Here is a 26,592-nt window from a genome sequence, read left to right on the forward strand (position 1 = left end):
ATGCAGCACGTAAAACTTCCTCTCGAAACCCGCTCGACGCCCGATGATGATCCGTTGGCCGCCGCCACACAGGCAGTCGAAGAATTGCGTACCGGCTTTACCGACTTCCGCACCGGTACCGAAGCGCAGCTAGCCGGCATTGCAGAGCTTCGGACACAGATGGCCGACATCGAAACCAGGATGAATCGACCCGGTGGCCAAGGCGGCAACAGTAACGGCGAGATTTCGCTAGAGCGCCGCGCTTTCGCGAACTTTTTGCGCCTCGGTGATAATCGTATGGACGTCGAAGAAACCCGCGCTCTAATCGTCGGCGACGACACCAAAGGTGGCTACCTTGCACCGAGCGAGTTCCAGGCGGAAGTCATCAAAGGCATCGTGGAAATCTCTCCGATCCGCCAGGCCGTGCGCGTCGGCTCCACCTCTGCCGGTTCCGTCATCCTGCCGAAGCTCACCGGCCGCCCAACCGCCTCGTGGGTGGGTGAGGACGAAGAGCGCGACGAAACCACGATGACTTACGGCCAGCTTGAAATCCCGATCCACGAGATTGCGTGTTTCATCGATGTGTCGCTTCGCCTTCTCGAGGACTCGGCCATCAACGTCGAATCCGAAATCGCCTCCGAGCTGTCGCAGGAGTTCGCCCTCAAGGAGAACGCGGCATTCTCGAATGGCAACGGCGCCAAGAAGCCACTCGGCATCCAGCAGGTTGCGGGCATTGCCGAAATCATCAACGGTCACGCCGTCAATATCAGCGCCGACCAGCTTATCGGCCTGATGTACTCGCTGCCGGCCGCATACCGGAACAACGGCTCCTGGCTGATGAATGGCACGACGCTCGGCAAGGTTCGAACCATCAAGGATGGCCAGGGCAATTACCTCTGGCAGCCATCCTATCAGGCAGGCCAGCCATCCACGCTGTTGGGCCGTCCTGTCATCGAAGATAACACGATGCCCGATGTCGCAAACGGCACGTTCCCGATCTTCTACGGCGATTTCAGCAAGGCATACCGGGTCTATGACAGAGTCGGCCTGTCGGTGCTGCGCGACCCGTACACGCAAGCGACAAAGGGCATGGTTCGCTTCCACGCCCGCCGTCGCGTCGGTGGTGGTCCGACCCTCACCGAAGCGCTGCGCAAGCTGAAGATGGCCACGGCTTAATAGCTGGAAAGAGAAAGGAATTTCAAATGCGTGATTTGGTTCACAATATTGGTGTTGTTCAGAGCATTGCTCCGGCCGACATCGTCGCCAGCACCGACGGTGCATCCATCGATTTGCTGGGCTTCGACAGTGTCGCGTTCGTCGCCACAACCGGCGTTCGCACGGCGTCTGGTGCGTTCACCATGAAGCTTCAGGAAAGCGATGACAACACCACGTTCACGGACGTGGATGCTGATCACTACCAGGCTCCCGTCTCCGGCAACCTGGCGGCCAACTCCACCGCCAAGGTGGGGTATCGCGGCTTCAAGAGGTATGTGCGCCCTGTCCTGACCAAGGGCAGCGGAACATCGATCTTCGCAAGCGTCATCGCCATCAAGGGGAATGCCGCAGAGCGACCGGTCGCCTGACGATGCCAGTCCGCGCGCCGCGAGTTTGCAAGTGCGGCAAGGTGGTCCCTTCTGGGGTCACCTGCCCATGCGTGGCGCGCGACAATCGGGACCGGAAAGCTCGCCATGACGCCAAGCGGCCGACGGCTTCGGCACGCGGCTACGACAAGGAGTGGGCCAAGCGGTCGAAAGAGTATCTCGCCAGACCCGGCAATGACCTTTGTCAGTGTGGCGCGCCAGCGGTTCTGGTTCGCCACGTCAAGTCCATCCGCTTCCGTCCCGATCTGAGGATGGTTGAAACGAACTGGCGGCCTGGCTGCCAACGCTGCAACGCGATCGACGCCGCAGACGAGCGGCGCACCGAAAGGAACAGAACATGACTATTTTCGCGACGGCCGGTGCAAAACTGTTCATCGGCGTGACCAAGGAACAGAAGAACACCGATTTCGTGCTCGCCGACTTCAGCGCCGCCAATGCGGTGACGTGGAAGGAGATCAAGGAGCTTGAAGCTCTCGGTTCGCTTGGCGACACGTCCGAGGCCGTGAACTTCACGTCGATCGATGCAGCTCGCACGCGCACTCTCAAAGGTCCGCGCAGTGCCGGCACGATGGAGCTCGTCATGGGCATCGATTACGCCGATCCGGGTCAGCAGGCTCTCATCGCGGCCGAGAAGACCATCCATGATTATGAATTCAAGTTGGTGTTGAACGACGCGCCAGCGGGCGGCACGCCGTCGCAGCGGTTGTTCATCGCCAAGGTGATGAGCCAGGCCGAACAGTATGATGCGGCCAACAGTGTCATGAAGCTCAACGCATCGCTCGGTGTGAACAGCAACATTGTCCGCGTCGACGCTGAAGCGTGATCCCATACCCGGGGGTGGTTCTGAACTTCCTACCGCTCCTGGGGACCGTCGCGGGGAGCCATCTGCGAAAACGCGGCAAATTAGCTCTAGTTTTTTAAAACCGAAAAAGGTGGCCGTTATGATCGTCAGTTTGATGGAGCTGAAACAGCAGCTGAACCTGACGCCGGATCTCGGAATGGACGACGATGCGCTGCTCGAACGCAAGATTGCAGCCGCACAGAACCATGTCGAACGCCTTTTAGGATTTAAGATCGAAGAGCGCTACGGCAGCACGGGACAGGAGGAAATTCCGCCGGCGCTGGTTGAGGCTGTCTGTCAATTGGCGGCGCATTGGTACGAAAACCGGGAAGCAACCCTTGTCGGTGTGAACGGCCAGGAACTGCCCTTCGGCGTCTGGCAGATCGTCAACGAATACAGGGAGTATTCCTTTGGCTGACGATGGTGGAATCGGTCGGATCAAACAGCGGCTGGCAATGATCCCGAAGAACGTCCGCGCCGCAATGGTGCCGGAACTGGTGAAGTCGGGCAACGACCTGGCGGTGACAGCGCGCATCCTCGCACCACGGGACACAGGCGCATTGCAGGAGAGCATCACGGTGACGCCGGGTGGATCGAACACGCCGCCATACTCCACGCCTGGTGGCCGCGTCACGGTGCCTGAGCTGGCCGTCGCGGTAACGGCCGGAAACAAGGATGTTCGGTACGCTCACCTCGTGGAATACGGAACCCAGGAAGCAGCCGCACAGCCGTTCTTCTGGCCAGCCTTCCGACTGCTTCGCAAGAAGATAACCGGTCGCATCAAGCGCGCTGCTTCGCAGGCGGTGAAGAAAAATTGGGGTGGCCAATGAGCGCTGAACTCTCGCTACAAAAAGCCTTGCGCGCTCGACTGTCTGCGTCCGGTGACGTCGTCGCCTTGGTGCCAGCGGCTTCTATCTTGGACCGTAACGAGAGGCCAAATCCGAGGCCTTCCATCGTCATCGGAGAGGCTCAGAGCGTTGACGAAAATGACAGCATCGCCCGCACGGTGACACGGGTCTACATGGATCTGCACATATGGGTCGAAGAGCCATCGACAGAGATCAGCAAACGCATCGCTGGCGCTGTACGCAGAGCGATCCATGGTGTCAATCTGCAGCTTGATCCCGGCTTTCATTGCGCCGATTGCCGGGTGCGCGGTTCCCGTTTCCTACGCGATCCAGATGGCCAGACCAGCCACGCCGTCGTCACCGTCGACGCGCTCGTTCAGGAGGTGGTGTGATGCGTGCAGGAAAACTCGACAGGATCATTACCATCCAGAGCTTCACCAACACCGTGAACGAGTACGGCACGCCGATCGAGACATGGACAGACGTGGCCACCTTGCGCGCCCAGATCATCCAGAGCAGCACGGAAGAGTTTCTAACGGGCGGCGCTAGCGATGAGACCGTCGTCATCTTTCGTACACGCTTCCTACCAGGTGTCACCGGCGCGTCGCGTGTCCTGTACCAGGGTGGCGAGTTCAATATCCGCGAAGTGAAGGAGATCGGCCGCCGCGTCGGTCTGGAGCTGCGCTGTGAACGCAAGGTGACATCATGAGCACTCGGGGCCGCAAGGCGGATCTCAAAGCTATCGACGGCGGTCTTAGCGGCGTTCCCAAACCGCCCGCAACTCTTCCCCCGGACATGGTCGCAGAATGGACCGTCATCGCTACCGATATGGTGCAGCGGAAGATCCTGACCGCTCCCGCACTCGGTGTGTTGGAAACCTACGTCGTCGCGCGCTGGATGGTTCAGGAATGTCAGAAGTCGCTTCAGGAGCACAGCCCTACCGTGAAGACTGCGCACGGCATGTTAAAACCGAATCCCGCCGCCGGCATGCTCTCGAAGGCAATGGAGACCGTTGCCCGATTGTCGGCAGAACTCGGCCTGACACCCGCCGCCCGCTCGAAGCAGGGTTTCACGCCGAAGGATAGGCCGAACGGAGGCGCGCCCGATGGCCTCGAAGTTTAAGGCAACCCGTCCGGAGTGGATTTTCGACGGCAGCGAAATTGAGGACACATTCGGTTTCGGTGAGCGCGCCGTCGATTTTCTGCGTCGGCTGAAGCATCCAAAGAGCGAAAGCGGCGATTTCGAGCTCCCGCTTTTCTGGGAGCGCATCGTCCGCCGCATCTATGGACCTTGCTACCCGAACAAACGCCGACAGGTGAAGACGGTCTTCATCCTCCTGCCGCGTGGCGCACGTAAGACTACGATGGGCGCAGGCCTCGCACTGCTTCACACTGTCGGATGGGAGCGAGTGCCCGGCGGCCAGGCCATGGTTGCTGCTTCCGCTGAAGAAGACGCCCGCATCGCCTACGACGAGGCAGTCGGCATTGTTGATGAAACCGAATGGTTGCAGCCAGCGATGAAGCCGACCGAGTCGCTCTTCTATCTCGAGCATATCAAGAGCAAAGCGACATTCCGCGCACTGGCGTCTGGAGGTCGCGGCAAGCTCGGCAAGACACCGAATTTCGTCCTGGCTGACGAACTCATAAATTGGGAAGGCGAAAACGCTCGGCGCAACTGGTCTGCCATCCGGACGGGCCTGAACAAGGTCGCCAATACTCTTTTGGTCGTCATCACGCAGAGCGGCAGAGGCCAAGAAAACCTCGCGTATGAGCTGCTCACCTATGCCCGCAAGGTGCAATCTGGTGCCGTGGAGGATCCAAGCTTTCTGCCAGTCCTCTTTGAAACCAGCCCCGACGACGACTGGGAAGACGAAGACCTGTGGCACGCGGTCAATCCGGGATTGGCTGATGGCTATCCCGACATTGACGGGCTCCGCACGATGGCCCGGGAAGCCAAGGAACGGCCGTCCGACCGAGATAACTTCCGGCAGTTCCATCTGAACTGCTGGCTGGATTACAGTGCGTCTCCGTTTGTCTCCATGCCAGTCTATGACGAGGGCAAGGGCCATGTTGACCTTGACCGTTTCGAGGCCGAGCAAACCCCATGTTATCTCGGCGTCGACCTTTCCAGCACCAGCGACCTAACCGCCGTCGTCGCCGCCTGGGGAGACCGCGAGCGCGGTTATGCCGTCCATCCGTGGTTCTTCCTCCCGAAAGACAACATTCTCCGCAAGGCAGGCCAGGACGGCGTGAATTATGCCGTGTGGGAAGAGCAACGCCTCATAACTCTCACAGATGGCAACGTCGTGGATTTCCACGCGGTCGAAGCCGAGATCGAGGAAATCTGCGCACGGTTCAACGTCCGCGAAGTCGCCTTTGACCCGCATCTCGCCCGCAACTCACTGAACAACCTTCAGGACAAGGGTTTGCCCGTGGTCGAGTTCCGGCAGGGCTGGGTTTCCATGTCGCCGGCAATCAACGAATTGGAGCGCGCCATACTCGCCCGGCAATTCCAGCACGGTGGCAATCCGATTCTGCGTTGGCACTTCGATAACATCGCGATCCGCACCGACACCGCGGGGAACCGGTCTTTCCACAAAGGCAAAAGCAAAGATCGCATCGACGGCGCCGTGGCCACCGCCATGGCCGTCGCGCGCTGCGCTGCCGGTGATAGCGGAATTTCATCTTACGAGACGGCCGATATGGATGATCTCGAAAACTGGGCCTACGCCTGAGGAGAACGTCATGGACGATGAAGAACGCCTGGTCATCCTGCTAGAGGCACGGATTAAAGACCTCGAACGGAACATGGCCAAGGCCTCGGGCACGACGGAGCGAGAATTCCGCCGAATGTCCCAGTCTTCGAAGCGCGCGACGTCGGAAATGGAGGAGCACGCCAAGCGTTCATCCACCCGGATCAACCAAGCGATGGCCACGGTCGGCACGTCGATCGGCGGCGTCGGCAAAGCTTTTGCCGGCGGACTGATCGGCACCGTCATCGGTGCCGGCATAGCCGGTGTCCTGAGTTCCGTGAAGCAGGTGACCGCGTCGGTTGCCGAACTGGGCGATCAGGCGCGCATGGCTGGCCTGTCGTCCAAGGCTTTTCAAGAATGGAAATATGTTGCCGAGCAGGCGCGAATCCCCGTCGATGCGATCACGGATGGCCTCAAGGAATTGCAGTTGCGCGCCGATGAGTTTGCCGTTACCGGCAAGGGCAGCGCGGCCGAAGCGTTCCAGCGTCTCGGACTGACCCCTGAAGAGGTCAAGACGAAGCTCAAAGACCCCACGGAACTGATGTTGCTTCTGATCGAGCGGACCCGGATGCTGAAGGACACGGCCGCCGGTATCCGCATCTTCGATGAGCTCTTCGGCGGTACCGGCGGCGAGCGCATGGTTTCCCTACTCCAGCAAGGGGAAGCCGGCATCCGCGCCCAGATCAAGGCGGCTAACGATTTCGGTCACGTTCTGTCCGACGATGTCATCGTGAAGGCGCAGGAGATTGACCGCCAGTTCAATGCAATCTCCAGCACCGTGGGCAACACCCTCAAATCGGCCATCGTCAGCGTTGTTGATTCCATGGTGGATTTTTTGGAGTCCCTGCGCGCCGTCGACAAACGACGCTCCTCCACAATCCAAAGCAACATCAATGACATAATGTCTCAGAAACAGGCGGTTGCGAAAGCGATCGCGGATATCGACTCCGCAGACAGCCGCCTGAATGACCGCCAGCGCGCCAAGGCTAAGGGGACGCACGAAATCAGAATGCGGCAGCTCGATGAGCAGGAGAACGTCCTGATCAAAGAGTTGGAGAACCGGCCGGAGGTGATGAACTTCGTTCCGAAATCCTCAGGTGGATGGACACCGCCAGCGTACAAGGCGCCGCCCGAAACGCCCGCGAAGAAGTCGCGATCCGCGTCGGTCACGCAGGCTGAGCGCGAGCGGAAAGCCGTTGAGGAATTGATCGCCGAGCTCGAGGAAGAGCTCCGCGTCGTAAACCTGTCGGATGCAGCCAAACGCGCCTCGGCGGCCTCCAGGAAGGCAGGCGCGGCCGCTACAGACGAAGAGCGGAACAAGATCATTTCGCTGAATGAGGCCATCTACCAAGAGCAAGAAGCACGGCGAAATGCCGACGAGCAGATGCTCCTCTACCGCGATCTAACCAAAGCCGGACTGGACGACTTGTTCGGTGCTATCGAAAGAGGAAAGAGCTTCTGGGAAGCGCTTGGCGACGTCGCCGTCAACAGCTTGAAACGCATTGCCGATACCTTGATTGACGACGTATTGGACGCGCTTTTCAAGGTGAACGGTGCTGCCGGCGGTAGCGGCGGTGGGTTGCTTTCCTCGATCTTCAGCGGGCTGCTCGGCGGTGGCAACGGTGGCTTTGCTGCCCTGCCGAAAGTCGCACCGGTTCCAGCAACACGACCCTTTGCCAAGGGCGGTGCATTCGCCACTGGCATCAACGGTTTCTCGAACCAGATCGTCAACCAGCCAACGACATTCGCCTTCGCCAAGGGCGCTGGATTGATGGGCGAGGCTGGCCCTGAAGCCATCATGCCGCTAGCCCGTGACTCCAGCGGCCGCCTCGGTGTCTCGGTCAGCGACAGTGGCGGCACCAGCGGTCAGTCAACGCCCGGAGGCACGAGCGAGATCACGATCAGTCTCTCGCCGGAGCTCATTGGCCAGATCCTTCAGCAGGCGCAAAGTCAGAGCATAAAGCTGGTGCAGAAAAACAATGCTCACAAGAACGAGCTTTACATGAACGGTAGCCCGAGATGAGCAACCTGCGTGAGCTGCTGTGCGGCGATCTGAAACGGCAACTGGAAGCGAAGGCACCGACCCTGCCGCGCATTCCTGCCGGCGGCGATCTGCTCTTTCGCTGGTTCATCGACCTGCACCAGGCGCGCACATACCACGCGGCCGGTCCCAATCCGATCAGCCACTCCGAGATTCTCGCTTATGCGCAGTTGACGCGCTGGCCGATCGAGCCGCGCCATGTTGCAATTCTGCGGGCATTGGATCGCACATATCTGGAGTGCCAGTCCCGCCCTAAGAACGAAGCGCCTGAGGGCGTGAAAACGCTGCCATCAATCTCCTCCGCGCCGATAACTGCGGGGTTGGTAGATTCAATGTTCGGGTGATGCAAATGGTCTATTTGTCGCAATATGTCGATGCCAGAAACTCCCGTCTTCGAGACAAGCACAAGCCTCGACAGATAGTCAAAGGCGAGCGCCGAAAGCACGTCATTCTGCAGGTCATGGAGATTCTCGATGACTTTCGCTTCAGCGCGTGGGAGAACGAGGGCTCGACACGTGCCGGCCTGCGATCAGCTCTGTGCATTGCAGGCCATGATTGGACTGCATCTGACGTTGAGTCTGCTGCGTTGATCACGGCGGCTTTTCAGAAACTGGCGAAGGGCGCGCGGCCGTCATGGGCGGAAGGACAGCCGGAATATACGGCTCCGATCGAAGCGTGCAACTTTTGCAAAGGGCCCCTTGCGCAGTTCCAGATCGACAGGCGAGAGCGGTTTTGCGGAGTCGCATGCGCTACTGCGGCGCTGAAGTATCGCAGCTATGGGACGCAGCCCTTTAAAGACAGTGTGGGCCGAGCAGCTTATCGCATACTCTACCAAGCGAAGACGAAGCCACGGGAGTGCATACAGTGCCAAGCGTCCTACCAACCTATCAGGGAGGGTTCCGATCAGATGTTTTGCACTCGCCGGTGTCGGAACATATCCATGACCACGCTTCCCGTTAAGCCATGTCTCCACTGCGGAACAGAATTCAAGCCGCATAAACCCACCAACCAACACTGTTCCATGAGATGCGGAGCAGCGCACCGCTATCAGACCGCTCGGATTGAAAAGCAGTGCGTCTGCTGCGGAATGCCCTTCGTGGCCAAAATCAGCAAGGCGATGTATTGCTCCGTAGACTGCAAGAAACATGCCTTGAAGGTGAGGAGGAAAACTGCAGCTGTCATAGCGCTCCCGCAGCCTCTCACCGTCGCTGTTTTCGACGGTTGGTTTCGACGTGCTGCCTAACAGCTCAGAGATTCAATTTTCGGTTTTTTGATCCTTGGTAGACTTGGGTGCTTTCGGGGGTCTAGCGGGAACATTTTTCTTAACTTTATCCACTTTCTTCGCGTGAGCCGCCTGCTTCGCAGGTAAAACGAAAGAAGAGTAGAGGAAATTTTCTAGAGTGCTCATCAACACATCGAGGTCGGACGGGCTGGGCCTAAAGCCACGGTGAGCGGCAGCGCTCCCAGCTTCAATGAGAACCTCGAGGTGCTCCTTGTCGCCCTCTGTGATGTGATTTCCTTCGGCTAGTTTCTCGAGCTTTTTCACGAAGGGAAGGCTACTTGCTACCCCCAAAAGCTCGGAAGCGATATCGAACACAGTTCTGACGCCGATAGCCGACAAAACACTTAGGTCGTTATCAAGAGCGCCGTATAGCTCTCGCAACGCAGAATTGAGCTCATATGAGTCTGTTGTAGATGGGTTGATACCGTAGTTGAACCACTCGGGGGATTGTCGCTTCGATTTCGCAGGCCAGCGTTCGACAGTCGGAATGGAGTAAATATCTCCGTATTCGTCATGCTCGTATGTTTCAGAATCCGTGAAAGTGGTTTGCACAAAGCTATCATCACACCCACAACACTGCAGAATGTGCCACCGCCTGTACCACTGATATTGTCCGTCCGCGTCATCTCCACTTTCATCGTGAAGGCCTTTGACATAGCAGTTGCGATCTCCTCGACAGTTCGAGCAGAACGCTTTTGTGATTTCGGGTACTTCACTCATCGCCTAGTCTGTCTCTAAGTTAGTAATCTGGAGCGCCTGAAAGGTGGTAAAGGATTTTGCTGTACGGAAGCCGCAAAAGGATCTTTCCTTCTTTTGCGACCCGGCCAATTGCCATTCCCCTGCAAAGGAGATTGGGGCTTCCATTTCTTGAACAGAAAGCGTCGGGACTATCGATGAAATTAAGCCCGCGAATGTTGATAACGACAGCGGTCACCCCTTTGGGCAGTGCTCCGATGGGCTGGACGACGAAGATGCGGACGCCAGCGATCCAAATAAAAAGGACCATGAGCACAGCGCAGGAAATCAGGGCCGGCAGCCAATATTTACGCGTCATGCTCACACCGCCTGATGGCAGTAACGGCAGATCTTAGCTTCCGCCTTGATCATCTCCGCGCAGTGACCGCACTTCTTCATGCCGCTTTTCACCGCATTTGCTTCGACGCTGCTCTTGTCCTCACGGATCAGAAGTGAGTGTGGCAAGGCTACGATGAAAAGCGCGGCTCCATAGAGCCACCAGCCCAAAAATGAATAGCCTTTCGATCTCGCGATCGACGCTGGTATCAAGCCGATCAGAACGGCAATGATCAAAATTTCCATTTGATGTCCCCACACCCGAATTTCTCAAGAGTGGCAGACTACATCTTACGTTGCAATGATTCTTGCGGGAATTCCACTTAATGATGTGTGCGGCGCCGTCACATTTGCAGCGGGTCGAGTTGATGACGCGTGGACGGCTGGAGGGTACGGTATGTGAAATGAGATCCGGTTGAGGTCCTACTTTGAGGTGGAGGGTTAAGAGACGCCGCGAGCTATAGACTCAACCACTTGCTTCATGGCTCTCTTGTACTCTTTTTTGGTACACCAGTGCGTCCTGCCGAAACCGTCGGTAACGCCAAGCTGAACGAATCCCTCTTTTACAAAATCACCATCGAGAGGAAAGACGAATGTTGCGGTATCGCCAACATCTACTTTCTGCGAGTTCGCTGAATGGGCCAAGTGGCTATGATCGGACATCACAAAGGCGGATAACTTTTTTCCGAACCGCCTGGCGATCCACCCGTGCCGCAGAAAAACTAATCCGATCCGATTTGGTATCGGACCCATGTTCAATGCTTCGACATAGAAGTCAGGGCCGATTTTCGGCTGCTTGTGTCGCACAATGCTTTTGACTGCCATTGTGACCTTAAATCGAGGCTTTTGAACAACGTCTCTATAAACTGTCCAACCCGCCACGAATACGGATACTGCCAGCGATGCAAATGCTGCTACTGTTGTAAGGAGTTCTGTTGTGCCCATGTGGTTGCGCTTTTAACCTCACATTAGAAGCAGCCCGACTATCGCAATTACAGTCGCAATGACCCATTGCCAGTGCTTGAGGTAGAACTCCACAATCGTGTGCAGCAGTTCAGCGGTCCAATGGCGCTTGTGATAGCCAAGCATGAATATTCCGGGGTGTTCATCTGGAGGTACATAAGCACCCCGGTACCAGCGCCGTACGGTTTCTAGCGCCATGTCGAGCTTCCGCTCCTTCATTCGTAATCAGGTTCGGGCTGATCGTTAAAATTGAGCGACAGCTCGCGGGAATATTGGCCAGCGGGCACTGCCAGGGCGTCAAGCAATTCGCGCTCAACCTCTCGGTCAAACTGGACATAATAGGCAACAACCATGCCGTCGCTGGTCGTCGTCTCGTGTATCTCCCATTGCCCCTCGAGCTCCTCGAGCAGCTCGGCGTCTACGCCCCATTCCTGTGCAATAGCGGCAATGTTGCCGTCATCCTGAAATTCGCTGATGTCCATGCCGATTCCTCCTGCTCGTCTTTGACGAGTAGGCCACGGAATTATTCGCGTGTGAAGCGGCTCTAAAGGAGGGGTCTAATACATTGTGGATAAAGTTAGGGTGACACGCAGAGCGGACTGTTACCCGTGACGTTACCCGGAGTTTCCAAACACCAGATAAGCTACACTCTTTTGTCGCCTAATGTATTGAAAATACTGGTGCCCCCGACAAGGTTCGAACTCGTGACCCCCTGATTACAAATCAGGTGCTCTACCAACTGAGCTACAAGGGCAATCCAGTGCCTTGCCAACTATCAGATTCTCACTTCGTGTAAAGCAAAAATTGATTGCGCGCCGTTGGGAGACCTCTTTTCCACACCGTACCTGTGGGTTTCAATCACCAGGTCGCGGCAAAAGGCCTGCAAAATAAGCGAAGTATTTACGCGATGTAGCTAAAATGGCGATAATTCATAACCATCCCACCGGGAATAACGCATCGCATGCGCGCAAGCATACAGAAAATCCAACTAACCGGTACGATCGTCATAGCGGTAAGTTCCATCTTGTTGGCAACCCTTGCCGCCCTGCCGAGCGTTTCCAGTTACTTACGCTTCCGGACCAATGCGCAGCAACTCAGCCGCTTCGAAACGGCCCTCCAGTCCGCATGGCTGGTATCGGCCGAGCGTGGTCCTGCCAATAATTTGATGGGCGCGTCTTCCCCTGATGCAAAACTGGTCCAGGAGCTTGCCGCAGCGCGCAAGGCGACGGACGACAAGCTGGTGGAACTCGAAAACTCTTTTGCCGCGGAAATCAGGGCGCAGCCAGAATTGGCAAAATCGCTGGTCGATACACGCCGAAAACTGGCGCAATCCCGAGAAGCGGTCGATCAGGTTGCTGCACTTCCGGAATCCGCGCGCAGCTACACGGCAATCTCCAACGCAATTTTTGCGATGTTCAAGGCGGCGGACAGCGTCAACATGCTGCGTGGCAAGACCGCCCGCGCGATCATCAAGGTAACGCCCAATGTAGCGATCGACATCGCCATGACCGGCACTGCCGGAGTGATGCGGGACCGGATCGGTCGCCTCGGTTCCTACGTGGTCATGAGCCTGCGGGCGAACAGGCAGGACAAGCTTAGCCTCCGCGCCAAATTCGACACGGAAATACAGAGCCTCACACTGCTGAAATCGTCGCTGACGAACTACACCGCCGCTTACCTGTCCACACCACGCGTCGATGCAGCGTTTCGCGATATTGAAATCTTCTATTTCGGCCAGGCACTTCCCTATGCGCAGAATACGATTGCGATGGTGGTGCCGTCCGCGCAGCCAAGCATTCGCGAATTCTCCGAAAACTACATCAAGGGCATGCGGTCCTCGAGCACGTTGCGCGACCTTATTCTCGCCGAAACACGGGCAAGGATAGAAAGGAACAAGGAACAGGCGTTGATCTATGGTGGAACGTCTCTCCTCCTCGCTCTCATCGCGGTTCTGGTATTGCTGCGGCTTGCATCGGTTTACAGAACGGCACTGTTCCGCCCCATGCAATCCGTCCAGACGCAGATCGCCGCAATCGCCGCTGGCGATCTTTCAGGAGCCCTGTATCAGGACAAGGCTGCTCCGGAAGTGAAGAAAATGTTCGAGGAACTGGATTTCCTGCGCGAGCAGCTTCGCCAGAAGGAAGAAATGGAAAAGCAGCAGTCTGCGCTGGCCGAACAATTACGCACGCTTTCAGAAACAGATGCCTTGACCGGTGTGTCCAATCGCCGTGCGCTGGAAAAGACCGTTCGTGCCATATTGAGCGGCGAGGAGCAGTTGCAGGCGCTTGGCGTGATGATTGTCGACATCGACCACTTCAAATCCATCAACGACCGTTATGGCCATGCCATGGGCGACCTCGCGCTACAGAAGACAGCGACTCTTTTAAGAGGCGCCCTCCGTAAAAACGATATTCTGGCGCGCTATGGCGGCGAGGAATTCGTGGTCGTGTTGCAGGATGTCAGCCACGCGACGGCGACCGCCACCGCCGACCGCCTGCGCCGGCTGATTGAAGCCCAGATCATTGATGAACAAAGCGGGCTGTCACTGACGGCAAGTTTCGGCGTGGTCTGGCAGGAGGCACGGGCGATCAACAGCTGGGACGAGCTGATCGCAATTGCCGACGACCGGCTTTATGAGGCCAAGCGTGCGGGCCGCAACCGGGTATGGGCGACCTACTTCCCCAAGGTTGCCAACGGCTAGGCGGCCCGGAGCGGCAGATCAGATCAGATCGAGCGTCATAACGACAGGGCAATGGTCGGAAGCCTTGGGGCGGTCCCAGCCGGTGCGCGGATAACGATCCACCTCCTGCCCCGGCGGAAAGACCGTCCTGTAAGGCTGGCCAGCGCGGATGATTTCGGGAACCCTTGTCGCATTGATGTGCGCAAGATGTGGGGAAAGCCAGATATAATCGAGCTGGCAGAGATGCTGTTCCTGTGGCCCGCGCGAATGATAGAGCGTCCAGCGATCCATGACGTCACGGCGCGACATCGGATTGGTCACAAAATCATCCGCCGTGAAGATATCGAGCGCGCTCCGCTCCTCTTCCACCGGCGTAAAGCTGTAGCCGCTGCGCCGGTCGCCGGAAATCGAAATGCGTTCCTGATAATCATTCATGTCGCCGCAGATGGCAAAATTCTTGTTGCGGGTATTGTTTGCGCCCCAGCGGTTTTCGATGATGCGGCGAACGGCCATGGCTTCCGCCTCGCGAATCGGCATGGTCGCGAGCCGGGCATCTATGGCGTCACGGGCATTGGTCATGGATTTGAAATGCGTGACGTAAAGCGTCAGCGGTTTGCCGCCGACCCTCAGATCGATTTCCAGACAATCGCGTTTGAAAATCTTGTCGTCTATCTGGTTGGTCGCGGCAAGTGCGGGATTGAAGAGATCGAGATTGCGGTAGGTTAGCGCAGCGTGGCTCTTGATGTCGATGACCTCGATCTTGTCGCCGTCTCGGGTCTGCTCGCGCATGACGACCGCGACATCGATGCCGCGGCTGTCATTGCCCTCGACCAGATATTTCTGCAGATAGCCGTTGCCGACCATGCGGTAGAGATAGCCATATTCGAAAGCCTGCAGGGCCGCCATGTTGTCGACTTCCTGCAGGCAGAGAATATCGGCATCCGCATCCGCAATGGCCAGCGCCGAAAGTTGCCGCGTATCGTCTGTGGAAGAGACTGCCCGCGCACTTTCCAGCGCCTGGTAGGTCGCCTCGTCCCTGATATCGAAAAGCTGGATCGCCCTGTCGCGCCGCGTCTGGTTGCGAAAACCGGTAAAGTCGAAACGGGTGAGAAGATTTTCGATATTGAAGGTGGCGAGCCGAAGCGACATGTTTCATTCCTGTTGCTGGAATGGGAGCTTAGCCGCTCCCGTTCGGTCTCGCCAGTGGCCTGTCGCGTCGATCAGATTTCCCTATTCACGATGTCGGATTTTATGTGCCGGGATATTCCCCACCCTCATTCCTGTGCCCGTCACAGGGATGAGGGTGCAAGCAAATGCTAAAGACGCCACGCCGCACGAATCGCAACCGGCAACCGGTCACCGACCGCAACCGATTCTCGAGAATAAGCCCGAAGCGCCTGCCCGTCCGGCAGGTCGAGACGCAAGGCATAACGCTCGCCCTCGTAGAGAACCGAGGTCACGGTGCAGGTGATTCCATCCGCATCCCGCACCACGTCCTGCGGCCGCACGAGAATATCCGCCCGTGGTAATTGCCCACCGTTATCCATCGCTGTGCGGAGCGCGTCCCAGTCAATATCCCGCGAAGAACCTTCCGGCATCGGCACGGAGAGAATGGCGCCCTGCCCCACCAGCGAGCCGACAAGACGCCCCTCGGGTCGTGCATAAAGCTCGGCGGGCGGCGCGACCTGAAGCAGCTTGCCCTGAGACATCACGGCGACATCGGTTGCCAGCGCCATGGCTTCCGCCTGATCGTGGGTAACATAGATCATCGTCGCGCCGGAGCGGATGTGGAACTCGCGAAAGGTCTCCTCCATCTCCTGCCGCAAATGTCTGTCGAGATTGGCGAGCGGCTCGTCGAGCAGCACGACATCGGGTTCGGTGACGAGGCAGCGAGCCAGCGCCACGCGCTGCCGCTGGCCACCGGAAAGCTCGGCGGGACGGCGGTCCGCAAAGCCTTCAAGGCGTACGGCTGCCAGCGCTTGGGCCACCTTCTCGCGATATTTTTCACCGGAAATGCCGCGAACTTTCAGGGGATAGCCGGCATTGTCGGCAACCGACATGTGCGGCCAGAGCGCATAGGACTGGAACACCATCGCCATGTTGCGCCGCTCCGGCGGCACCATGCTGCCTGCATCGGCCAGCACCCGCTCGCCGAGCAGGATGGAGCCATCGGTCGGTTGCTCGAAACCGGCGATCATGCGCAACACCGTCGTCTTGCCGCAGCCGGACGGCCCGAGCAGCGCGAGGAAACCTCCCTCACGCACCGTGAGCGAGACGTCGTCAACGGCGGGTTTCGACCCGGCTCCAAAGCTTTTCGTCAGACGATTGAGGATCAGTTTCGCCAAGGTACCACTCCTTTCGGCAGATAGCGCCCCAGAATTTCGAGCAGCAGCATGAGGAAAATCACCATGATGACGACAAGCACCGAAAGTGCGGAGGCAAGATCGAAGCTGCCGCTGTCATCGAGGTTATAGATGAGCACACCGAGCGTCTGCGTGCCGGCGGACCAAAGGAGCGCCGAAACCGTCAGTTCATTGCAGGCGATCAGGAAAACGAGGATGACGGAAGCGCCAGCCGCAGGCCCGACCAGCGGCAGGATGATGTCCTTCAACCGCCGCCAGAAACCGGCGCCCGAAAGCCTTGCCGCCTCTTCCAGCGACGGATCGAATTGCAGGAAGGCGCTGACCATCGGTTTGAGGCTGACGGCGAAAAAGGAGGAAAAATAGGCGAGCAGAATGATCCAGATCGTGCCGTAAAGCGTGATGCCGAGCAGCGGAATGGGGGCCGCGAACAACAGGACGAAGGATACGGAAATCACCACACCCGGCAGCGCATAGGGAATATCCACCAGCGCCGACAGCAGGAACATGAAGCGGCTTTTGCCGCGCACCAGGAAATAGGCGGTCAACACCGTCACCGCAAGCAGGCAAAGGGATGTGACCGTCGCCAGAAACAGCGAGTTGCGGAAGGCTGTGCGGGTCACGCTCTGCCGGTAGAGCAGCTCCTCATAGGCGTGCATCGTCACGGTCTTGAGACTGAGCGGCACGCCATAGGCGGGGGCAAGCGAGCTTGCCACCAGCGCAGCAAGTGGTGCGACCAGCATGAAGAATAGCACGAGCCAAAGGACAAGCTCAGCAACTACACGCCAGCGCGACAGCTTGAAAGTCGCGGCCTTGCCGGAAAGACCGATGATGCGATAGTCCCTGCCCTTCATTGCCCGCTCTTGCAGCGCAAGACCGGCCACGGAGATGATGGCGACCATGGTCGAGAGAATGGCGATATCGCCGAAGGTGCTCGCACCAAAACTGGCGAAGCGGCTGTAGATCAGCGTCGGCAGGGTGAAGATCGAGGCCGGAATACCGAGGATCGCCGGAATACCGAAATTGCCGACATTGGACACAAACGAGATCGCCGCCCCGGCGATCAATCCCGGCGTCGAAAGCGGCAGGATGATATCGAACAGCACGCGGCGAGGCGAGGCACCGGAAAGCTTGGCCGCCTCGATGCCATCCTGCGGCAAAGCGAGCAGGCCGGCGCGCAGCGACAGATAGACAAGCGGCGCATGCTGCACGCCGAGCAAAAGCGCGATACCGGCAATGGAATAGAGCGGCTGCGGCGAGCCCATGGGCGGCGCAAGGCCGATGGCCTTTAAAAGCGTGCTCGACGGGCCGGTCATGCCGATCCACGACAGCGCCGTCACCTGCGGCGGGATCATCATCGGCAGCATGAAGAGGAAGCTTAAGATCGACTTGCCGCGTATGTCGCAAAGCGTCAGCGCCAGCGCGAAGCCCCCGCCGATCATGAGTGAAATCAGCATGCCGAAAAAAGAGGTGGACAGCGTGTTCAGCGCCGCATCCCAAAGGGCGGGATCAGCCAGCAATCGCCATATGTCACCGTTGAGTGACGAAACAATGCCGGTATAGGCGAGCCGCCCGAGCGGCAGGGCGCTGAGCGCAAAAACGACGCTCACCACAAAAGGAAACAGCCAGCGCGGCTGGCTGTTTCCATAGGCACTTGATCGGGACATGCCGCTATATCAGCCCTTGGAGCCGAAAATATCGGAGAAGGTCTTCAGATCCTGCTCTGAGTTCTTCAGCGCGTCCGCGGCGTTTAGCGGCAGGACCTTGAGCTTGTCGCGGGCGGGGAAACCTTCCGGCATGCCAGCGTCAGCGCGCGCGGGGATGTAGCCGAGCTTGACGAAGCCCTGCTGGCCCTTTTCGGAAAGCACGTAGTCGACGAACTTCTTAGCGGCTTCCTCATGCTTGGTACCCTTGAGGATCGCGACCGGTTCGGTCACGGCCGAAACGCCCTCTTCGGGGAAGACGAACTCCACCGGGGCGCCCTTGGCCTTTTCGCGGATCGGCATGTAGTCGACGACAACGCCGTAAGCCTTCTCACCTGATGCAACCGACTTCAGCACCGCGCCGTTACCGCCGCCGGAAATGGCTTCATTGGCCTTCAGCTGCTTGTAATAGTCCCAGCCGAGGCCGTTGGCAGCGGCCAGCGTCTGCGCGTGGATCAACGCTGCACCAGAGGTCAGCGGGCTCGGCATGGTCACGAGACCCTTGGCTTCCGCCTTGGCAAGATCCTTCCAGCTCGTCGGCTTCATCGCAGCGGCAGTGTTATACATGATGCCGGTGGTGATGAGCTTGGTGGAATAATAATAGCCGTCCGCATCGTAGAGCGAGGCGTCGATGTTCTTAGCTTCCGGGGACTTGTGGGCCATAAGCTGGCCAGCCTGCTTCATGCGCTCGAGTGTGACGGTGTCGGCGATCAAGAGCACGTCGGCAACCGGATTGCCGGCGCTGATCTCAGCCATCAGCTTGGCCATGATCTTCGGCGTTCCATCACGCACCCATTCGACTTCGATACCGGGATTGGCGGCCTTGAAACCATCAACGGTCGCCTGCGCGTCCTCGTTCGGCTGGCTGGTATAAAGCACCAGATCGGCAGCATTGGCAGCGGTGGCGATGAAGCCGAGCGATACGATGGCGGTAAAAGCGGAAAGCAGCGTTTTCATAGGTCCAGTCCCTGTTGTTTCGTGGGACCGCTAAAACATGATTGCATAACATGTATGTGACAGGCAGGATTTTAGGGGGGGGTGATCTCGGTGGCCAAGGTGGAGACCGGGGCCTACCCCCCTCTGCCCTGCCGGGCATCTCCCCCCAAGGGGGGAGATCGATCCGTGGCGAGGTCTCGCCCATCTCAACGTTCGAGAATGAAGTGACGAAAGAGCGCCTTGCCGATCTCCCCACCTGTGGGGGAGATGTCCGGCAGGACAGAGGGGGTAAGCCGCCCCGCCCTCACTGCCGAAAACCTCGCAACCCTCAAATCGCCGGAACCACTTCGGTCGTCTCCGCCTGCGCCGTCGCGATCAACCGGCCAAGCCGCTTCATGCCTTCCTCGATCATCGCCTCATTGGCGCAGGAGAAGCTAATGCGCAGCGTGTTCGTGCCCGAGCCATCAGCAAAGAAGGCGCGACCCGGAACGAAGGCGACCTTCTCCGTTGCGATGGATTTTGCCAGCAGTGCGGCACCATCCATGCCTTCCGGCAGGGTGACCCAGATGAACATGCCGCCTTCCGGCTTGGTCCAGCGCGTGCCCTTCGGCATGTATTTGTCGAGCGCAGCCAGCATCGCATCGCGGCGGGCGCTGTAGGCAGCCTTGATCTTGGCGACCTGCTTGTCGAAGCCGCGCGAAGCGACACGTTCGATGGCGATCTGGTTGATCGTCGAGGAATGCAGGTCTGCGGCCTGCTTCATCAGCACCAGCTTGCGGATAACAGGCGCAGACGCAACGATGTAACCGACGCGAAGGCCGGGTGCGAGCGTCTTGGAGAAGCTGCCGCAATAGATGGTGCGGGTGTTCTCGATGCCGCCCGAGCGGGCAATATCCAGCGCCATGATCGGCGGAACCGCTTCACCATCATAACGCAGTGACTGATAGGCGGCGTCTTCGATGACGGCGATATCCAGCTCGTCGGCCAGCGCCAGAACCTTTTCGCGACCGGCAAGATCAACGGTTTCCCCGGTCGGATTGGAGAAATCGGCAGAGAGATAAGCGAACTTCACCGCGCCGCCGAGCTTTGCCGCGGTTTCGCGGTAAGCTTCGGGCGTGCGGTTACCGCCGGGATTGAGCTGGTCGTAATTCGGCTCATAGGCATTGAAGGCGGAAAGTGCGCCGAGATAGGTCGGCCAGGTTACCAGCGCGGTATCCTTCGGCGACAGGAACAGCTTGCCGAGGTAGTCGAGACCCTGCTGCGAACCGGAAACGATGAAGACGTTGTCGGCAGTGCATTCAATGCCGATCTCGGCCATTTCGCCCGCCAGCCATTCGCGCAGCGGCTTGTAACCTTCGCTCACCGAATATTGCAGCGCCGAGTTAACCTGCGAACCCGAAAAAATTTCCGCATAAGCCTGCTGAAACTCCTCTGCGGGGAAAAGAGCCGGGTCCGGGATGCCACCGGCAAAGGAAATGATATCGGGCTGCTCGAGCAGCTTCAGCAGCTCGCGGATTTCAGACGCTTTCATGCGCGAAGAGCGCGTGGCGAAAATTTGTTCCCAATCAAGCATGGGTACGTTTCCTCTTGTGTCGTTTTTATGCGTGCATCTTTACAGAAATGTCGATACGTCAGCAATACTGACTTATCAGTTTTTCGAATTATTTCTGCCTCCCTGCATGTTACCCGCATTTGGGCCCGCCTTTGGCGGACAAAGCCAAATACACCCTTGCGCAAAGCTTCACAATCTTCCGTTTGCGATTGACGCGGCAAGGTTTTCCGGCTGGATTGCGGCCACGCGCCGCGACACGGCGAAAGCATCATGGGAGTTTGACGACATGCTGAAAAATATCGACCCGGCGCTGAATGCCGATGTTCTTCACGCCCTACGCGCCATGGGTCACGGCGATACGCTGGTGATTTCCGACACCAACTTCCCTTCCGATTCGGTGGCTCGCCAGACAACGGTCGGCAAGGTGCTGCGCATGGACAACATTTCCGCCGCCCGCGCCATGCAGGCGATCCTCTCGGTGCTGCCACTCGACACGCCGCTGCAGCCTTCGGTCGGACGCATGGAAGTGATGGGCGCGCCGGACCAGCTGGAACCCGTACAGGTCGAAGTGCAGAAGGAAATAGACGCGGCGGAGGGAAAATCCGCCCCCATGTATGGTATCGAACGCTTCGCCTTCTATGAACAGGCCAAAAAAGCATATTGCGTCATCACAACAGGCGAGACCCGTTTTTACGGTTGCTTCCTGCTGACGAAGGGCGTCATCCCGCCGGGCAAATAAGATCGAACGGCAAATTGGGTCGCGTGCTAAACCCGTCATGACAATTTCAAGTTGTTGTGGCAAAAACTTCCACTAGGTTTTGTAAAACCAACCGGAGGTGTGAGGTATCATGACCCAATATGTCCTGGCGTTCTGGAATGTCGAAAACCTGTTTGCGCCGGAAGGGTATCCGGCGCGCGAACCTTGGATTGCCGAGCGGCTGAAGAACGATCTGAAAGGCTGGACCGAAGATTTGTTCAAGACCAAGCTCAGGCAACTCGGTTTGATCATAAGGCAGATCGGCGGCGCCGGGCCGGATCTGCTCGGCGTGTGCGAAGTCGAGAACCGTTTCGTTCTGGAGACGCTCGCGGAACATCTGAACGACCTCATGCCTGAGCGCGCCTACCGTGTGGTGCATGCAGATTCCAGCAAGGACCAGCGCGGCATCGATACGGCCTTCATCTATGACAGCAAGAAGCTACTGATCAACGAAACCGAGATTTTCAGCCATTTCGTGATGCGCCGCACCGGTACCCGCGACATTACCCAATGCACCTTCATCACCAAGGGCGGACGCCAGCTTATCGCCCTTTCCAATCACTGGCCGTCGCGCTCCGGCGGCGCGGTGGAAAGCGCCGGTTTTCGCATGACCGCCGGTGAGACGCTTGGCTACTGGCACCAGCGGATCAGGGAAGAAAAAGGAAACGACATCGCCGTCGTCGCCTTCGGCGATTTCAACGACGACCCTTCCGATGCATCGCTGCGCTATCACGCCAATTCCACCCGCGAGCGCGACGATGTCGAAAGCTCGCAATCGGCAATGTTCTACAATCTCACCTGGAACTACCTGCGCCAGCAGGTAGTGGATTCAGTCGGTACGGCAAGAACGATCTATGGCACGCTCTATTTCAACGGCGACGCCAATATCTTCGACCAGATCCTCGTCTCAAGATCGCTTCTAACCGGGAGCAGCGGCTTCGCGGTGCGCGAGGAAACCGCGAAAATTGAAGCCATTGCCGCCATGGTCAGCCACAGCAAGAATGAGGGGCCGATCCGCTTCGGCCTGTCGAAAGGCGATGCAGTCAAAAACGTCAATCTCGGTGGTTTCTCCGATCACTTTCCCGTATCGGTCATTATCGAGGAAGCCGACGCCATCGTGTGATCCTAGCCAGGCCCAATGCAGAAAGGCCGGAGCTCTCGCCCCGGCCTTCCAATATTCTGTCAAGCAATGAAGCTTAGTTGACGGCCTTGTCGACCAGCTTGTTCTTGCCGATCCAAGGCATCATGCCGCGCAGCTTTGCGCCGACTTCTTCGATCTGGTGGGCGTCGTTGTTGCGACGGATGCCCTTGAAGCGTGCGCCGCCGGCCTTCCATTCCTGCATCCACTCGGTCGTGAACTTGCCGGTCTGGATGTCGTGAAGAACGCGCTTCATTTCAGCCTTGGTGTCAGCGGTGATGATGCGAGGACCGGTGACGTATTCGCCCCACTCGGCCGTGTTGGAGATCGAGTAGTTCATGTTGGCGATGCCGCCTTCATAGATCAGGTCAACGATCAGCTTCACTTCGTGCAGGCACTCGAAATAGGCCATTTCCGGTGCGTAACCGGCTTCGACCAGGGTTTCGAAGCCGGCGCGGATGAGTTCTACGAGACCGCCGCACAGAACGACCTGTTCGCCGAAGAGGTCGGTTTCGCACTCTTCCTTGAAGTTGGTTTCGATGATGCCAGAGCGGCCGCCGCCAACGCCGCAGGCGTAGGAGAGAGCGAGTTCAAGTGCGTTGCCGGAAGCGTTCTGGTGAACGGCAACGAGGCAGGGCACGCCGCCGCCCTTCTGGTATTCGCCGCGAACCGTGTGGCCGGGGCCCTTCGGTGCGATCATGACGACGTCGAGCGAAGCCTTCGGCTCGATGAGGCCGAAGTGAACGTTGAGGCCGTGTGCGAAAGCAATCGCCGCACCGTCACGGATGTTGCCGGCAATGTCGGCCTTGTAGATGTCGGCCTGCAATTCGTCAGGCGTCGCCATCATCAAAAGGTCGCCCCACTTGGCGGCTTCGGCAACGGTCATGACCTTGAAGCCGTCGGCTTCCGCCTTCTTGACGGTCGGCGAACCGGCCTTCAGAGCAATGACGACATTCTTGGCGCCGGAATCCTTGAGGTTCAGCGCATGGGCGCGACCCTGGGAACCGTAGCCGACGATGACGACATTCTTGGACTTGATGAGATTGAGATCCGCATCACGATCATAATAAACGCGCATTTTATGGTCCTTCCCTAATGCTTGTCTCTGTGTGAACCGGAACCTCAGGCGACCTTGCCGCCCAGTTCCGAATGTACCTTTTCCGTGCCGTAGAGTGTTAGAAAGGCGACCACCGCCTTCTTTGCCCGGGCGGAAAAATCCTTGTCAGGCGCCTCGCCCAGCAGCATGCGCACATGCAGATCCGAAACGATGAGGCCGTAAAAACTGCGATACGCCTCTTCGGCGTCATCGAAACGCAGGTAACCCGAACGGCGACCCGCCTCGATCAACCCGCGGGCGCGGCGGTCGATCTGGCGACGGCCACGTTCCAGAAGAAGATCGCCAAGCTTGGAACCATCACGGCTCGCCTGCCCTATCGCCAGACGGTTGAGCGCCAGCGACACATCGCCCGCCAGCACATCAAGCAGATCATGTGCGAAAACCTCGAGATGATCGGCAAGCTGCGGCGCAGACACGCGATCGCCCGCCTTCTCGAAGGTGCGAACCTTGCTCTGCTGGAAGGTGATCATCGCAGCCAGCAGGCCGTCCCGGTCGCCAAACCATTTGTAGAGGCTTTCCTTGGAACAGTTGGCCGCACGCGCAAGACCAGAGGTAGTCAGCGCTTTCTCGCCACCCTCGACCAGAAGACGCAATGCCTGATCCAGAACGGCGTTCTGGCGCGGCGAAAATTCCTGCGCTGTGATCGGGTCGGAGGCCACTTATTTCCACTCCAGAGGCTCGATTAATGTACCGTACGGTACGGTTCGAGCGCCATTTAAGCGGAGGCAGCTTGCCCGTCAAGCGCTTTCTTCACGGTGATGTACGAATTGACGCGATGCGGCAGCAGGATACGCCGCACCATAATGCCGCTTTATCCGGCCGCGCTTATCTCACGCGAGGCGTCGACGTCGCGTGAGGGCGACATCCCGTAAAAGCGGCTGTATTCCCGGCTGAACTGCGAAGGGCTCTGGTAACCGACGCGATGGCCGGCCGTGCCTGCATCCAGGCGCTCCAGCAGCATCAGCCGGCGCGCCTCATGCAGCCGCAACTGCTTCTGGTACTGAATGGGGGTCATGGCCGTGATCGTCTTGAAATGGTGATGGAAAGACGACACACTCATGCCGATATGCTCCGCAAGTTCCTCGATACGCAGCTGGCGCGCGAAATTCTCGCGCAGCCAGGCGATGGCGCGGGCGATCCGATTGCCGTGGCTTCCGGCAGCGACGATGTTCATCAGCTGCCCACCCGCTGGTCCGGTCAGGATTCGATAGAGGATTTCCTGCTCGATCAGCGGCGCCATGGCCGCAATGTCCGCCGGGCGGTCAAGCAGGCGCATCAGCCGGATGGCCGCATCAAGCAGCTCCGGTGTGGCGGCGTTCACCACGATGCCGCGCTGGCCGCTCACCGGCTCCTGAGGCCGCTCGATCGGCATGCGGCTCATAAGGTCGAGCAGCTTTTCGCTGTCGATCGCAAGCCCGATGCAAAAATGCGGTACTTCCTCGCTCGCTTCCACCACACGCCAGGCAACCGGCAGGTCGAGCGAGGTCAGAAGATAGTCGCCGGCCCCGTAATTGATGGTGTCCGTTCCCAGCTGAACGCTTTTCGACCCCTGGATCACCATTGCCAAACAGGGACGATAGCTGCCGTGGCACGGCGCGCTGGGTGTGGACCGGCGGCTGATGCCGAGGGTTTCGATTGCCGTCTGGACCTCGCCATCGCGGGTGGCATGCCGTGCGGCGATGGAGGCGATCTCCTGATAGAGATTGAACGGCATGGTCATCTGGGAAACCCTTTAGGGAAGGAAGCAGCGTGTCTGTGTGCATTATCTAGAAAGCCGGGCCAGTTTCCGCAAATAGCCCACCGCAATTTTTTGCAGGATCGTGCAAAAAGCTCGGAGGATCGCTCTAACGCCCCGGCACCCTTCCATTGCATATTCCGCCGTCCCCAACTCCCGAAAGGATATTCAGATGGCCATTGCAAGAGGTTATGCTGCGACCGATGCGTCGAAGCCGCTTACCCCGTTCACCTTCGAACGCCGCGAGCCTAACGATGACGACGTTGTCATCGATATCAAATATGCCGGCATCTGCCACTCGGACATCCACACCGTCCGCAACGAATGGAAGAATGCCGTCTTCCCGATCGTTCCCGGCCATGAGATTGCCGGTGTCGTGAAAGCCGTTGGCTCCAAGGTCACGAAATTCAAGGTCGGCGATCATGTCGGCGTTGGCTGCTTCGTCGATTCCTGCGTCGGTTGCGCCACCCGCGACCTCGACAACGAACACTACATGCCCGGCCTCGTCCAGACCTACAACGATGTCGATCCAAATACGAAGACAGCCACCCATGGCGGTTATTCCGACTCGATCGTCGTCAAGGAAGGTTATGTCCTGTCGATCCCTGACAACCTGCCGCTCGACGCTTCCGCGCCGCTTCTATGCGCAGGCATCACGCTCTACTCGCCGCTGCGCCGCTGGAACGCCGGTCCCGGTCAGAAGGTCGCAATCGTCGGCATGGGTGGTCTTGGCCACATGGGCGTCAAGCTCGGCGCTGCCATGGGCGCGGATGTCACAGTTCTTTCCCAGACCCTGTCTAAGAAGGAAGACGGACTGAAGCTCGGCGCGAAGGAATATTACGCCACCAGCGACGCCTCGACCTTCGAAAAGCTGGCCGGCACCTTCGACCTGATCATCTGCACAGCAGGTGTCGCAATCGACTGGAACGCCTATCTCGGCCTCCTGAAGCCCAAGGGCAGCATGGTCGTGGTCGGTGCACCGGAACATGCGATCCCGGTCCACGCCTTCTCGCTCATCATCGGTGCGAAGAGCCTCTCCGGCTCCATGATCGGCTCGATCAAGGAAACCCAGGAAATGCTGGATTTCTGCGGCGAGCATGACATCGTCTCGGAGATCGAAACGATCAACATCCAGGATGTCAACGAAGCCTATGAGCGCGTGCTGAAGAGCGACGTTCGCTACCGCTTCGTCATCGACATGGCATCGCTCGACGCTTGAGCCTTGGATTGGCACAA

The 26,592-nt window shown here is 58.4% G+C and carries 29 protein-coding genes and 1 tRNA gene; 15 read left to right on the plus strand and 15 right to left on the minus strand.

What is annotated here, in order from left to right; translation table 11 throughout:
- The 11 genes from AC1DCP_RS23315 (at position 1) to AC1DCP_RS23365 (ending at position 8,406) form a co-directional block, all read left to right on the plus strand.
- The gene (locus AC1DCP_RS23315) at positions 1–1,155 is read left to right on the plus strand and encodes a phage major capsid protein (RefSeq protein ID WP_476774672.1); all 1,155 of its coding nucleotides are present in this window, start codon (positions 1–3) and stop codon (positions 1,153–1,155) included.
- A gap of 26 nt (positions 1,156–1,181) precedes the next feature.
- On the plus strand, positions 1,182–1,562 hold the full coding sequence (locus AC1DCP_RS23320) for a hypothetical protein (protein WP_476774673.1): 381 nt from the start codon (positions 1,182–1,184) through the stop codon (positions 1,560–1,562).
- A gap of 355 nt (positions 1,563–1,917) precedes the next feature.
- The gene (locus tag AC1DCP_RS23325) at positions 1,918–2,403 is read left to right on the plus strand and encodes a hypothetical protein (protein ID WP_476774674.1); all 486 of its coding nucleotides are present in this window, start codon (positions 1,918–1,920) and stop codon (positions 2,401–2,403) included.
- Positions 2,404–2,521: 118 nt separating this feature from the next.
- The gene (locus AC1DCP_RS23330; protein ID WP_476774675.1) at positions 2,522–2,839 is read left to right on the plus strand and encodes a head-tail connector protein; all 318 of its coding nucleotides are present in this window, start codon (positions 2,522–2,524) and stop codon (positions 2,837–2,839) included.
- Entirely contained in the window at positions 2,832–3,251 is a 420-nt protein-coding gene (locus tag AC1DCP_RS23335) for an HK97-gp10 family putative phage morphogenesis protein (RefSeq protein WP_476774676.1), read from the plus strand. The genes AC1DCP_RS23330 and AC1DCP_RS23335 overlap by 8 nt, the downstream gene beginning before the upstream one ends.
- Positions 3,248–3,661 carry a DUF3168 domain-containing protein gene (locus AC1DCP_RS23340; RefSeq protein WP_476774677.1) on the plus strand — a complete coding sequence of 138 codons (414 nt, stop codon included), beginning with the start codon at positions 3,248–3,250 and terminating at the stop codon, positions 3,659–3,661. Before AC1DCP_RS23335 ends, AC1DCP_RS23340 begins: the two co-directional genes overlap by 4 nt.
- Entirely contained in the window at positions 3,661–3,978 is a 318-nt protein-coding gene (locus AC1DCP_RS23345; RefSeq protein ID WP_476774678.1) for a phage head closure protein, read from the plus strand. The genes AC1DCP_RS23340 and AC1DCP_RS23345 overlap by 1 nt, the downstream gene beginning before the upstream one ends.
- Complete coding sequence (locus tag AC1DCP_RS23350) at positions 3,975–4,391, plus strand: phage terminase small subunit P27 family (protein WP_476774679.1); 417 nt, start codon at positions 3,975–3,977, stop codon at positions 4,389–4,391. Before AC1DCP_RS23345 ends, AC1DCP_RS23350 begins: the two co-directional genes overlap by 4 nt.
- On the plus strand, positions 4,375–6,003 hold the full coding sequence (locus tag AC1DCP_RS23355) for a terminase large subunit (RefSeq protein ID WP_476774680.1): 1,629 nt from the start codon (positions 4,375–4,377) through the stop codon (positions 6,001–6,003). The genes AC1DCP_RS23350 and AC1DCP_RS23355 overlap by 17 nt, the downstream gene beginning before the upstream one ends.
- A 10-nt stretch (positions 6,004–6,013) precedes the next feature.
- On the plus strand, positions 6,014–8,044 hold the full coding sequence (locus AC1DCP_RS23360; RefSeq protein ID WP_476774681.1) for a hypothetical protein: 2,031 nt from the start codon (positions 6,014–6,016) through the stop codon (positions 8,042–8,044).
- The gene (locus AC1DCP_RS23365; RefSeq protein ID WP_476774682.1) at positions 8,041–8,406 is read left to right on the plus strand and encodes a phage tail assembly chaperone; all 366 of its coding nucleotides are present in this window, start codon (positions 8,041–8,043) and stop codon (positions 8,404–8,406) included. Before AC1DCP_RS23360 ends, AC1DCP_RS23365 begins: the two co-directional genes overlap by 4 nt.
- 911 nt (positions 8,407–9,317) lie before the next feature.
- Here the strand turns inward: AC1DCP_RS23365 and AC1DCP_RS23370 are convergent.
- The 7 genes from AC1DCP_RS23370 to AC1DCP_RS23400 form a co-directional block, all read right to left on the minus strand.
- Positions 9,318–10,064, minus strand: coding sequence for a DUF4145 domain-containing protein (locus AC1DCP_RS23370; protein WP_476774683.1), 747 nt, complete (start codon positions 10,062–10,064; stop codon positions 9,318–9,320).
- Positions 10,065–10,083: 19 nt separating this feature from the next.
- Complete coding sequence (locus tag AC1DCP_RS23375) at positions 10,084–10,398, minus strand: hypothetical protein (protein ID WP_065687941.1); 315 nt, start codon at positions 10,396–10,398, stop codon at positions 10,084–10,086.
- A 2-nt stretch (positions 10,399–10,400) separates the two neighbouring features.
- The gene (locus tag AC1DCP_RS23380) at positions 10,401–10,661 is read right to left on the minus strand and encodes a hypothetical protein (RefSeq protein ID WP_065687940.1); all 261 of its coding nucleotides are present in this window, start codon (positions 10,659–10,661) and stop codon (positions 10,401–10,403) included.
- 195 nt (positions 10,662–10,856) lie between these two features.
- Positions 10,857–11,360, minus strand: a complete 504-nt coding sequence (locus AC1DCP_RS23385) for a hypothetical protein (RefSeq protein WP_476774684.1) — start codon at positions 11,358–11,360, stop codon at positions 10,857–10,859.
- Between the two features lie 18 nt (positions 11,361–11,378).
- Complete coding sequence (locus AC1DCP_RS23390; RefSeq protein ID WP_139104348.1) at positions 11,379–11,576, minus strand: hypothetical protein; 198 nt, start codon at positions 11,574–11,576, stop codon at positions 11,379–11,381.
- Positions 11,577–11,593: 17 nt separating this feature from the next.
- On the minus strand, positions 11,594–11,860 hold the full coding sequence (locus tag AC1DCP_RS23395) for a hypothetical protein (protein WP_476774685.1): 267 nt from the start codon (positions 11,858–11,860) through the stop codon (positions 11,594–11,596).
- A gap of 196 nt (positions 11,861–12,056) precedes the next feature.
- A tRNA-Thr gene (locus AC1DCP_RS23400) sits at positions 12,057–12,132 on the minus strand.
- A gap of 207 nt (positions 12,133–12,339) precedes the next feature.
- Here AC1DCP_RS23400 and AC1DCP_RS23405 point away from each other — a divergent pair.
- A complete protein-coding gene (locus AC1DCP_RS23405) occupies positions 12,340–14,079 on the plus strand; it encodes a GGDEF domain-containing protein (protein WP_065687211.1) in 1,740 nt (579 codons plus the stop codon).
- A gap of 18 nt (positions 14,080–14,097) precedes the next feature.
- On the opposite strand, the gene AC1DCP_RS23410 is transcribed toward AC1DCP_RS23405, so the two are convergent.
- The 5 genes from AC1DCP_RS23410 to AC1DCP_RS23430 form a co-directional block, all read right to left on the minus strand.
- A complete protein-coding gene (locus tag AC1DCP_RS23410) occupies positions 14,098–15,207 on the minus strand; it encodes an endonuclease/exonuclease/phosphatase family protein (RefSeq protein WP_013636456.1) in 1,110 nt (369 codons plus the stop codon).
- Between the two features lie 167 nt (positions 15,208–15,374).
- Positions 15,375–16,403: an ABC transporter ATP-binding protein gene (locus AC1DCP_RS23415; RefSeq protein ID WP_013636457.1), complete on the minus strand. Its 1,029-nt coding sequence runs from the start codon at positions 16,401–16,403 to the stop codon at positions 15,375–15,377.
- Positions 16,391–18,085 carry an ABC transporter permease gene (locus tag AC1DCP_RS23420; protein WP_476774686.1) on the minus strand — a complete coding sequence of 565 codons (1,695 nt, stop codon included), beginning with the start codon at positions 18,083–18,085 and terminating at the stop codon, positions 16,391–16,393. Before AC1DCP_RS23420 ends, AC1DCP_RS23415 begins: the two co-directional genes overlap by 13 nt.
- Positions 18,086–18,094: 9 nt before the next feature.
- A complete protein-coding gene (locus AC1DCP_RS23425) occupies positions 18,095–19,078 on the minus strand; it encodes an ABC transporter substrate-binding protein (RefSeq protein ID WP_013636459.1) in 984 nt (327 codons plus the stop codon).
- Between the two features lie 307 nt (positions 19,079–19,385).
- A complete protein-coding gene (locus tag AC1DCP_RS23430; protein WP_013636460.1) occupies positions 19,386–20,630 on the minus strand; it encodes an aminotransferase-like domain-containing protein in 1,245 nt (414 codons plus the stop codon).
- 265 nt (positions 20,631–20,895) lie between these two features.
- On the opposite strand from AC1DCP_RS23430, the gene AC1DCP_RS23435 reads away from it, so the two are divergent.
- Positions 20,896–21,348: an RbsD/FucU family protein gene (locus AC1DCP_RS23435; protein WP_003513061.1), complete on the plus strand. Its 453-nt coding sequence runs from the start codon at positions 20,896–20,898 to the stop codon at positions 21,346–21,348.
- A gap of 109 nt (positions 21,349–21,457) precedes the next feature.
- A complete protein-coding gene (locus AC1DCP_RS23440) occupies positions 21,458–22,489 on the plus strand; it encodes an endonuclease/exonuclease/phosphatase family protein (protein ID WP_019565331.1) in 1,032 nt (343 codons plus the stop codon).
- Between the two features lie 73 nt (positions 22,490–22,562).
- On the opposite strand, the gene ilvC is transcribed toward AC1DCP_RS23440, so the two are convergent.
- The 3 genes from ilvC to AC1DCP_RS23455 form a co-directional block, all read right to left on the minus strand.
- On the minus strand, positions 22,563–23,582 hold the full coding sequence (ilvC, locus tag AC1DCP_RS23445) for a ketol-acid reductoisomerase (RefSeq protein ID WP_003507583.1): 1,020 nt from the start codon (positions 23,580–23,582) through the stop codon (positions 22,563–22,565).
- 44 nt (positions 23,583–23,626) lie between these two features.
- Positions 23,627–24,280 (minus strand): TetR/AcrR family transcriptional regulator, encoded by a 654-nt coding sequence (locus tag AC1DCP_RS23450; protein ID WP_003513063.1) that lies wholly within the window; start codon positions 24,278–24,280, stop codon positions 23,627–23,629.
- Positions 24,281–24,432: 152 nt separating this feature from the next.
- Complete coding sequence (locus AC1DCP_RS23455) at positions 24,433–25,341, minus strand: AraC family transcriptional regulator (protein WP_019565330.1); 909 nt, start codon at positions 25,339–25,341, stop codon at positions 24,433–24,435.
- A 187-nt stretch (positions 25,342–25,528) separates the two neighbouring features.
- Between AC1DCP_RS23455 and AC1DCP_RS23460 the strand changes: the two genes are divergently transcribed.
- Positions 25,529–26,575 (plus strand): NAD(P)-dependent alcohol dehydrogenase, encoded by a 1,047-nt coding sequence (locus AC1DCP_RS23460; RefSeq protein WP_003513067.1) that lies wholly within the window; start codon positions 25,529–25,531, stop codon positions 26,573–26,575.
- Positions 26,576–26,592: the final 17 nt, after the last annotated feature.

The organism is Agrobacterium sp. 10T429 (assembly GCF_056393925.1).

What these genes read in the sequence shown, in the direction of transcription:
- AC1DCP_RS23315 (WP_476774672.1), top strand. Translation starts at nt 1, where the DNA reads ATGCAGCACGTAAAACTTCCTCTCGAAACCCGCTCGACGCCCGATGAT.
- AC1DCP_RS23320 (WP_476774673.1), top strand. Translation starts at nt 1,182, where the DNA reads ATGCGTGATTTGGTTCACAATATTGGTGTTGTTCAGAGCATTGCTCCG.
- AC1DCP_RS23325 (WP_476774674.1), top strand. Translation starts at nt 1,918, where the DNA reads ATGACTATTTTCGCGACGGCCGGTGCAAAACTGTTCATCGGCGTGACC.
- AC1DCP_RS23330 (WP_476774675.1), top strand. Translation starts at nt 2,522, where the DNA reads ATGATCGTCAGTTTGATGGAGCTGAAACAGCAGCTGAACCTGACGCCG.
- AC1DCP_RS23340 (WP_476774677.1), top strand. Translation starts at nt 3,248, where the DNA reads ATGAGCGCTGAACTCTCGCTACAAAAAGCCTTGCGCGCTCGACTGTCT.
- AC1DCP_RS23345 (WP_476774678.1), top strand. Translation starts at nt 3,661, where the DNA reads ATGCGTGCAGGAAAACTCGACAGGATCATTACCATCCAGAGCTTCACC.
- AC1DCP_RS23350 (WP_476774679.1), top strand. Translation starts at nt 3,975, where the DNA reads ATGAGCACTCGGGGCCGCAAGGCGGATCTCAAAGCTATCGACGGCGGT.
- AC1DCP_RS23355 (WP_476774680.1), top strand. Translation starts at nt 4,375, where the DNA reads ATGGCCTCGAAGTTTAAGGCAACCCGTCCGGAGTGGATTTTCGACGGC.
- AC1DCP_RS23360 (WP_476774681.1), top strand. Translation starts at nt 6,014, where the DNA reads ATGGACGATGAAGAACGCCTGGTCATCCTGCTAGAGGCACGGATTAAA.
- AC1DCP_RS23365 (WP_476774682.1), top strand. Translation starts at nt 8,041, where the DNA reads ATGAGCAACCTGCGTGAGCTGCTGTGCGGCGATCTGAAACGGCAACTG.
- AC1DCP_RS23370 (WP_476774683.1), bottom strand. Translation starts at nt 10,064, where the DNA reads ATGAGTGAAGTACCCGAAATCACAAAAGCGTTCTGCTCGAACTGTCGA.
- AC1DCP_RS23375 (WP_065687941.1), bottom strand. Translation starts at nt 10,398, where the DNA reads ATGACGCGTAAATATTGGCTGCCGGCCCTGATTTCCTGCGCTGTGCTC.
- AC1DCP_RS23380 (WP_065687940.1), bottom strand. Translation starts at nt 10,661, where the DNA reads ATGGAAATTTTGATCATTGCCGTTCTGATCGGCTTGATACCAGCGTCG.
- AC1DCP_RS23385 (WP_476774684.1), bottom strand. Translation starts at nt 11,360, where the DNA reads ATGGGCACAACAGAACTCCTTACAACAGTAGCAGCATTTGCATCGCTG.
- AC1DCP_RS23390 (WP_139104348.1), bottom strand. Translation starts at nt 11,576, where the DNA reads ATGGCGCTAGAAACCGTACGGCGCTGGTACCGGGGTGCTTATGTACCT.
- AC1DCP_RS23395 (WP_476774685.1), bottom strand. Translation starts at nt 11,860, where the DNA reads ATGGACATCAGCGAATTTCAGGATGACGGCAACATTGCCGCTATTGCA.
- AC1DCP_RS23405 (WP_065687211.1), top strand. Translation starts at nt 12,340, where the DNA reads ATGCGCGCAAGCATACAGAAAATCCAACTAACCGGTACGATCGTCATA.
- AC1DCP_RS23410 (WP_013636456.1), bottom strand. Translation starts at nt 15,207, where the DNA reads ATGTCGCTTCGGCTCGCCACCTTCAATATCGAAAATCTTCTCACCCGT.
- AC1DCP_RS23420 (WP_476774686.1), bottom strand. Translation starts at nt 18,085, where the DNA reads ATGTCCCGATCAAGTGCCTATGGAAACAGCCAGCCGCGCTGGCTGTTT.
- AC1DCP_RS23425 (WP_013636459.1), bottom strand. Translation starts at nt 19,078, where the DNA reads ATGAAAACGCTGCTTTCCGCTTTTACCGCCATCGTATCGCTCGGCTTC.
- AC1DCP_RS23430 (WP_013636460.1), bottom strand. Translation starts at nt 20,630, where the DNA reads ATGCTTGATTGGGAACAAATTTTCGCCACGCGCTCTTCGCGCATGAAA.
- AC1DCP_RS23435 (WP_003513061.1), top strand. Translation starts at nt 20,896, where the DNA reads ATGCTGAAAAATATCGACCCGGCGCTGAATGCCGATGTTCTTCACGCC.
- AC1DCP_RS23440 (WP_019565331.1), top strand. Translation starts at nt 21,458, where the DNA reads ATGACCCAATATGTCCTGGCGTTCTGGAATGTCGAAAACCTGTTTGCG.
- ilvC (WP_003507583.1), bottom strand. Translation starts at nt 23,582, where the DNA reads ATGCGCGTTTATTATGATCGTGATGCGGATCTCAATCTCATCAAGTCC.
- AC1DCP_RS23455 (WP_019565330.1), bottom strand. Translation starts at nt 25,341, where the DNA reads ATGACCATGCCGTTCAATCTCTATCAGGAGATCGCCTCCATCGCCGCA.
- AC1DCP_RS23460 (WP_003513067.1), top strand. Translation starts at nt 25,529, where the DNA reads ATGGCCATTGCAAGAGGTTATGCTGCGACCGATGCGTCGAAGCCGCTT.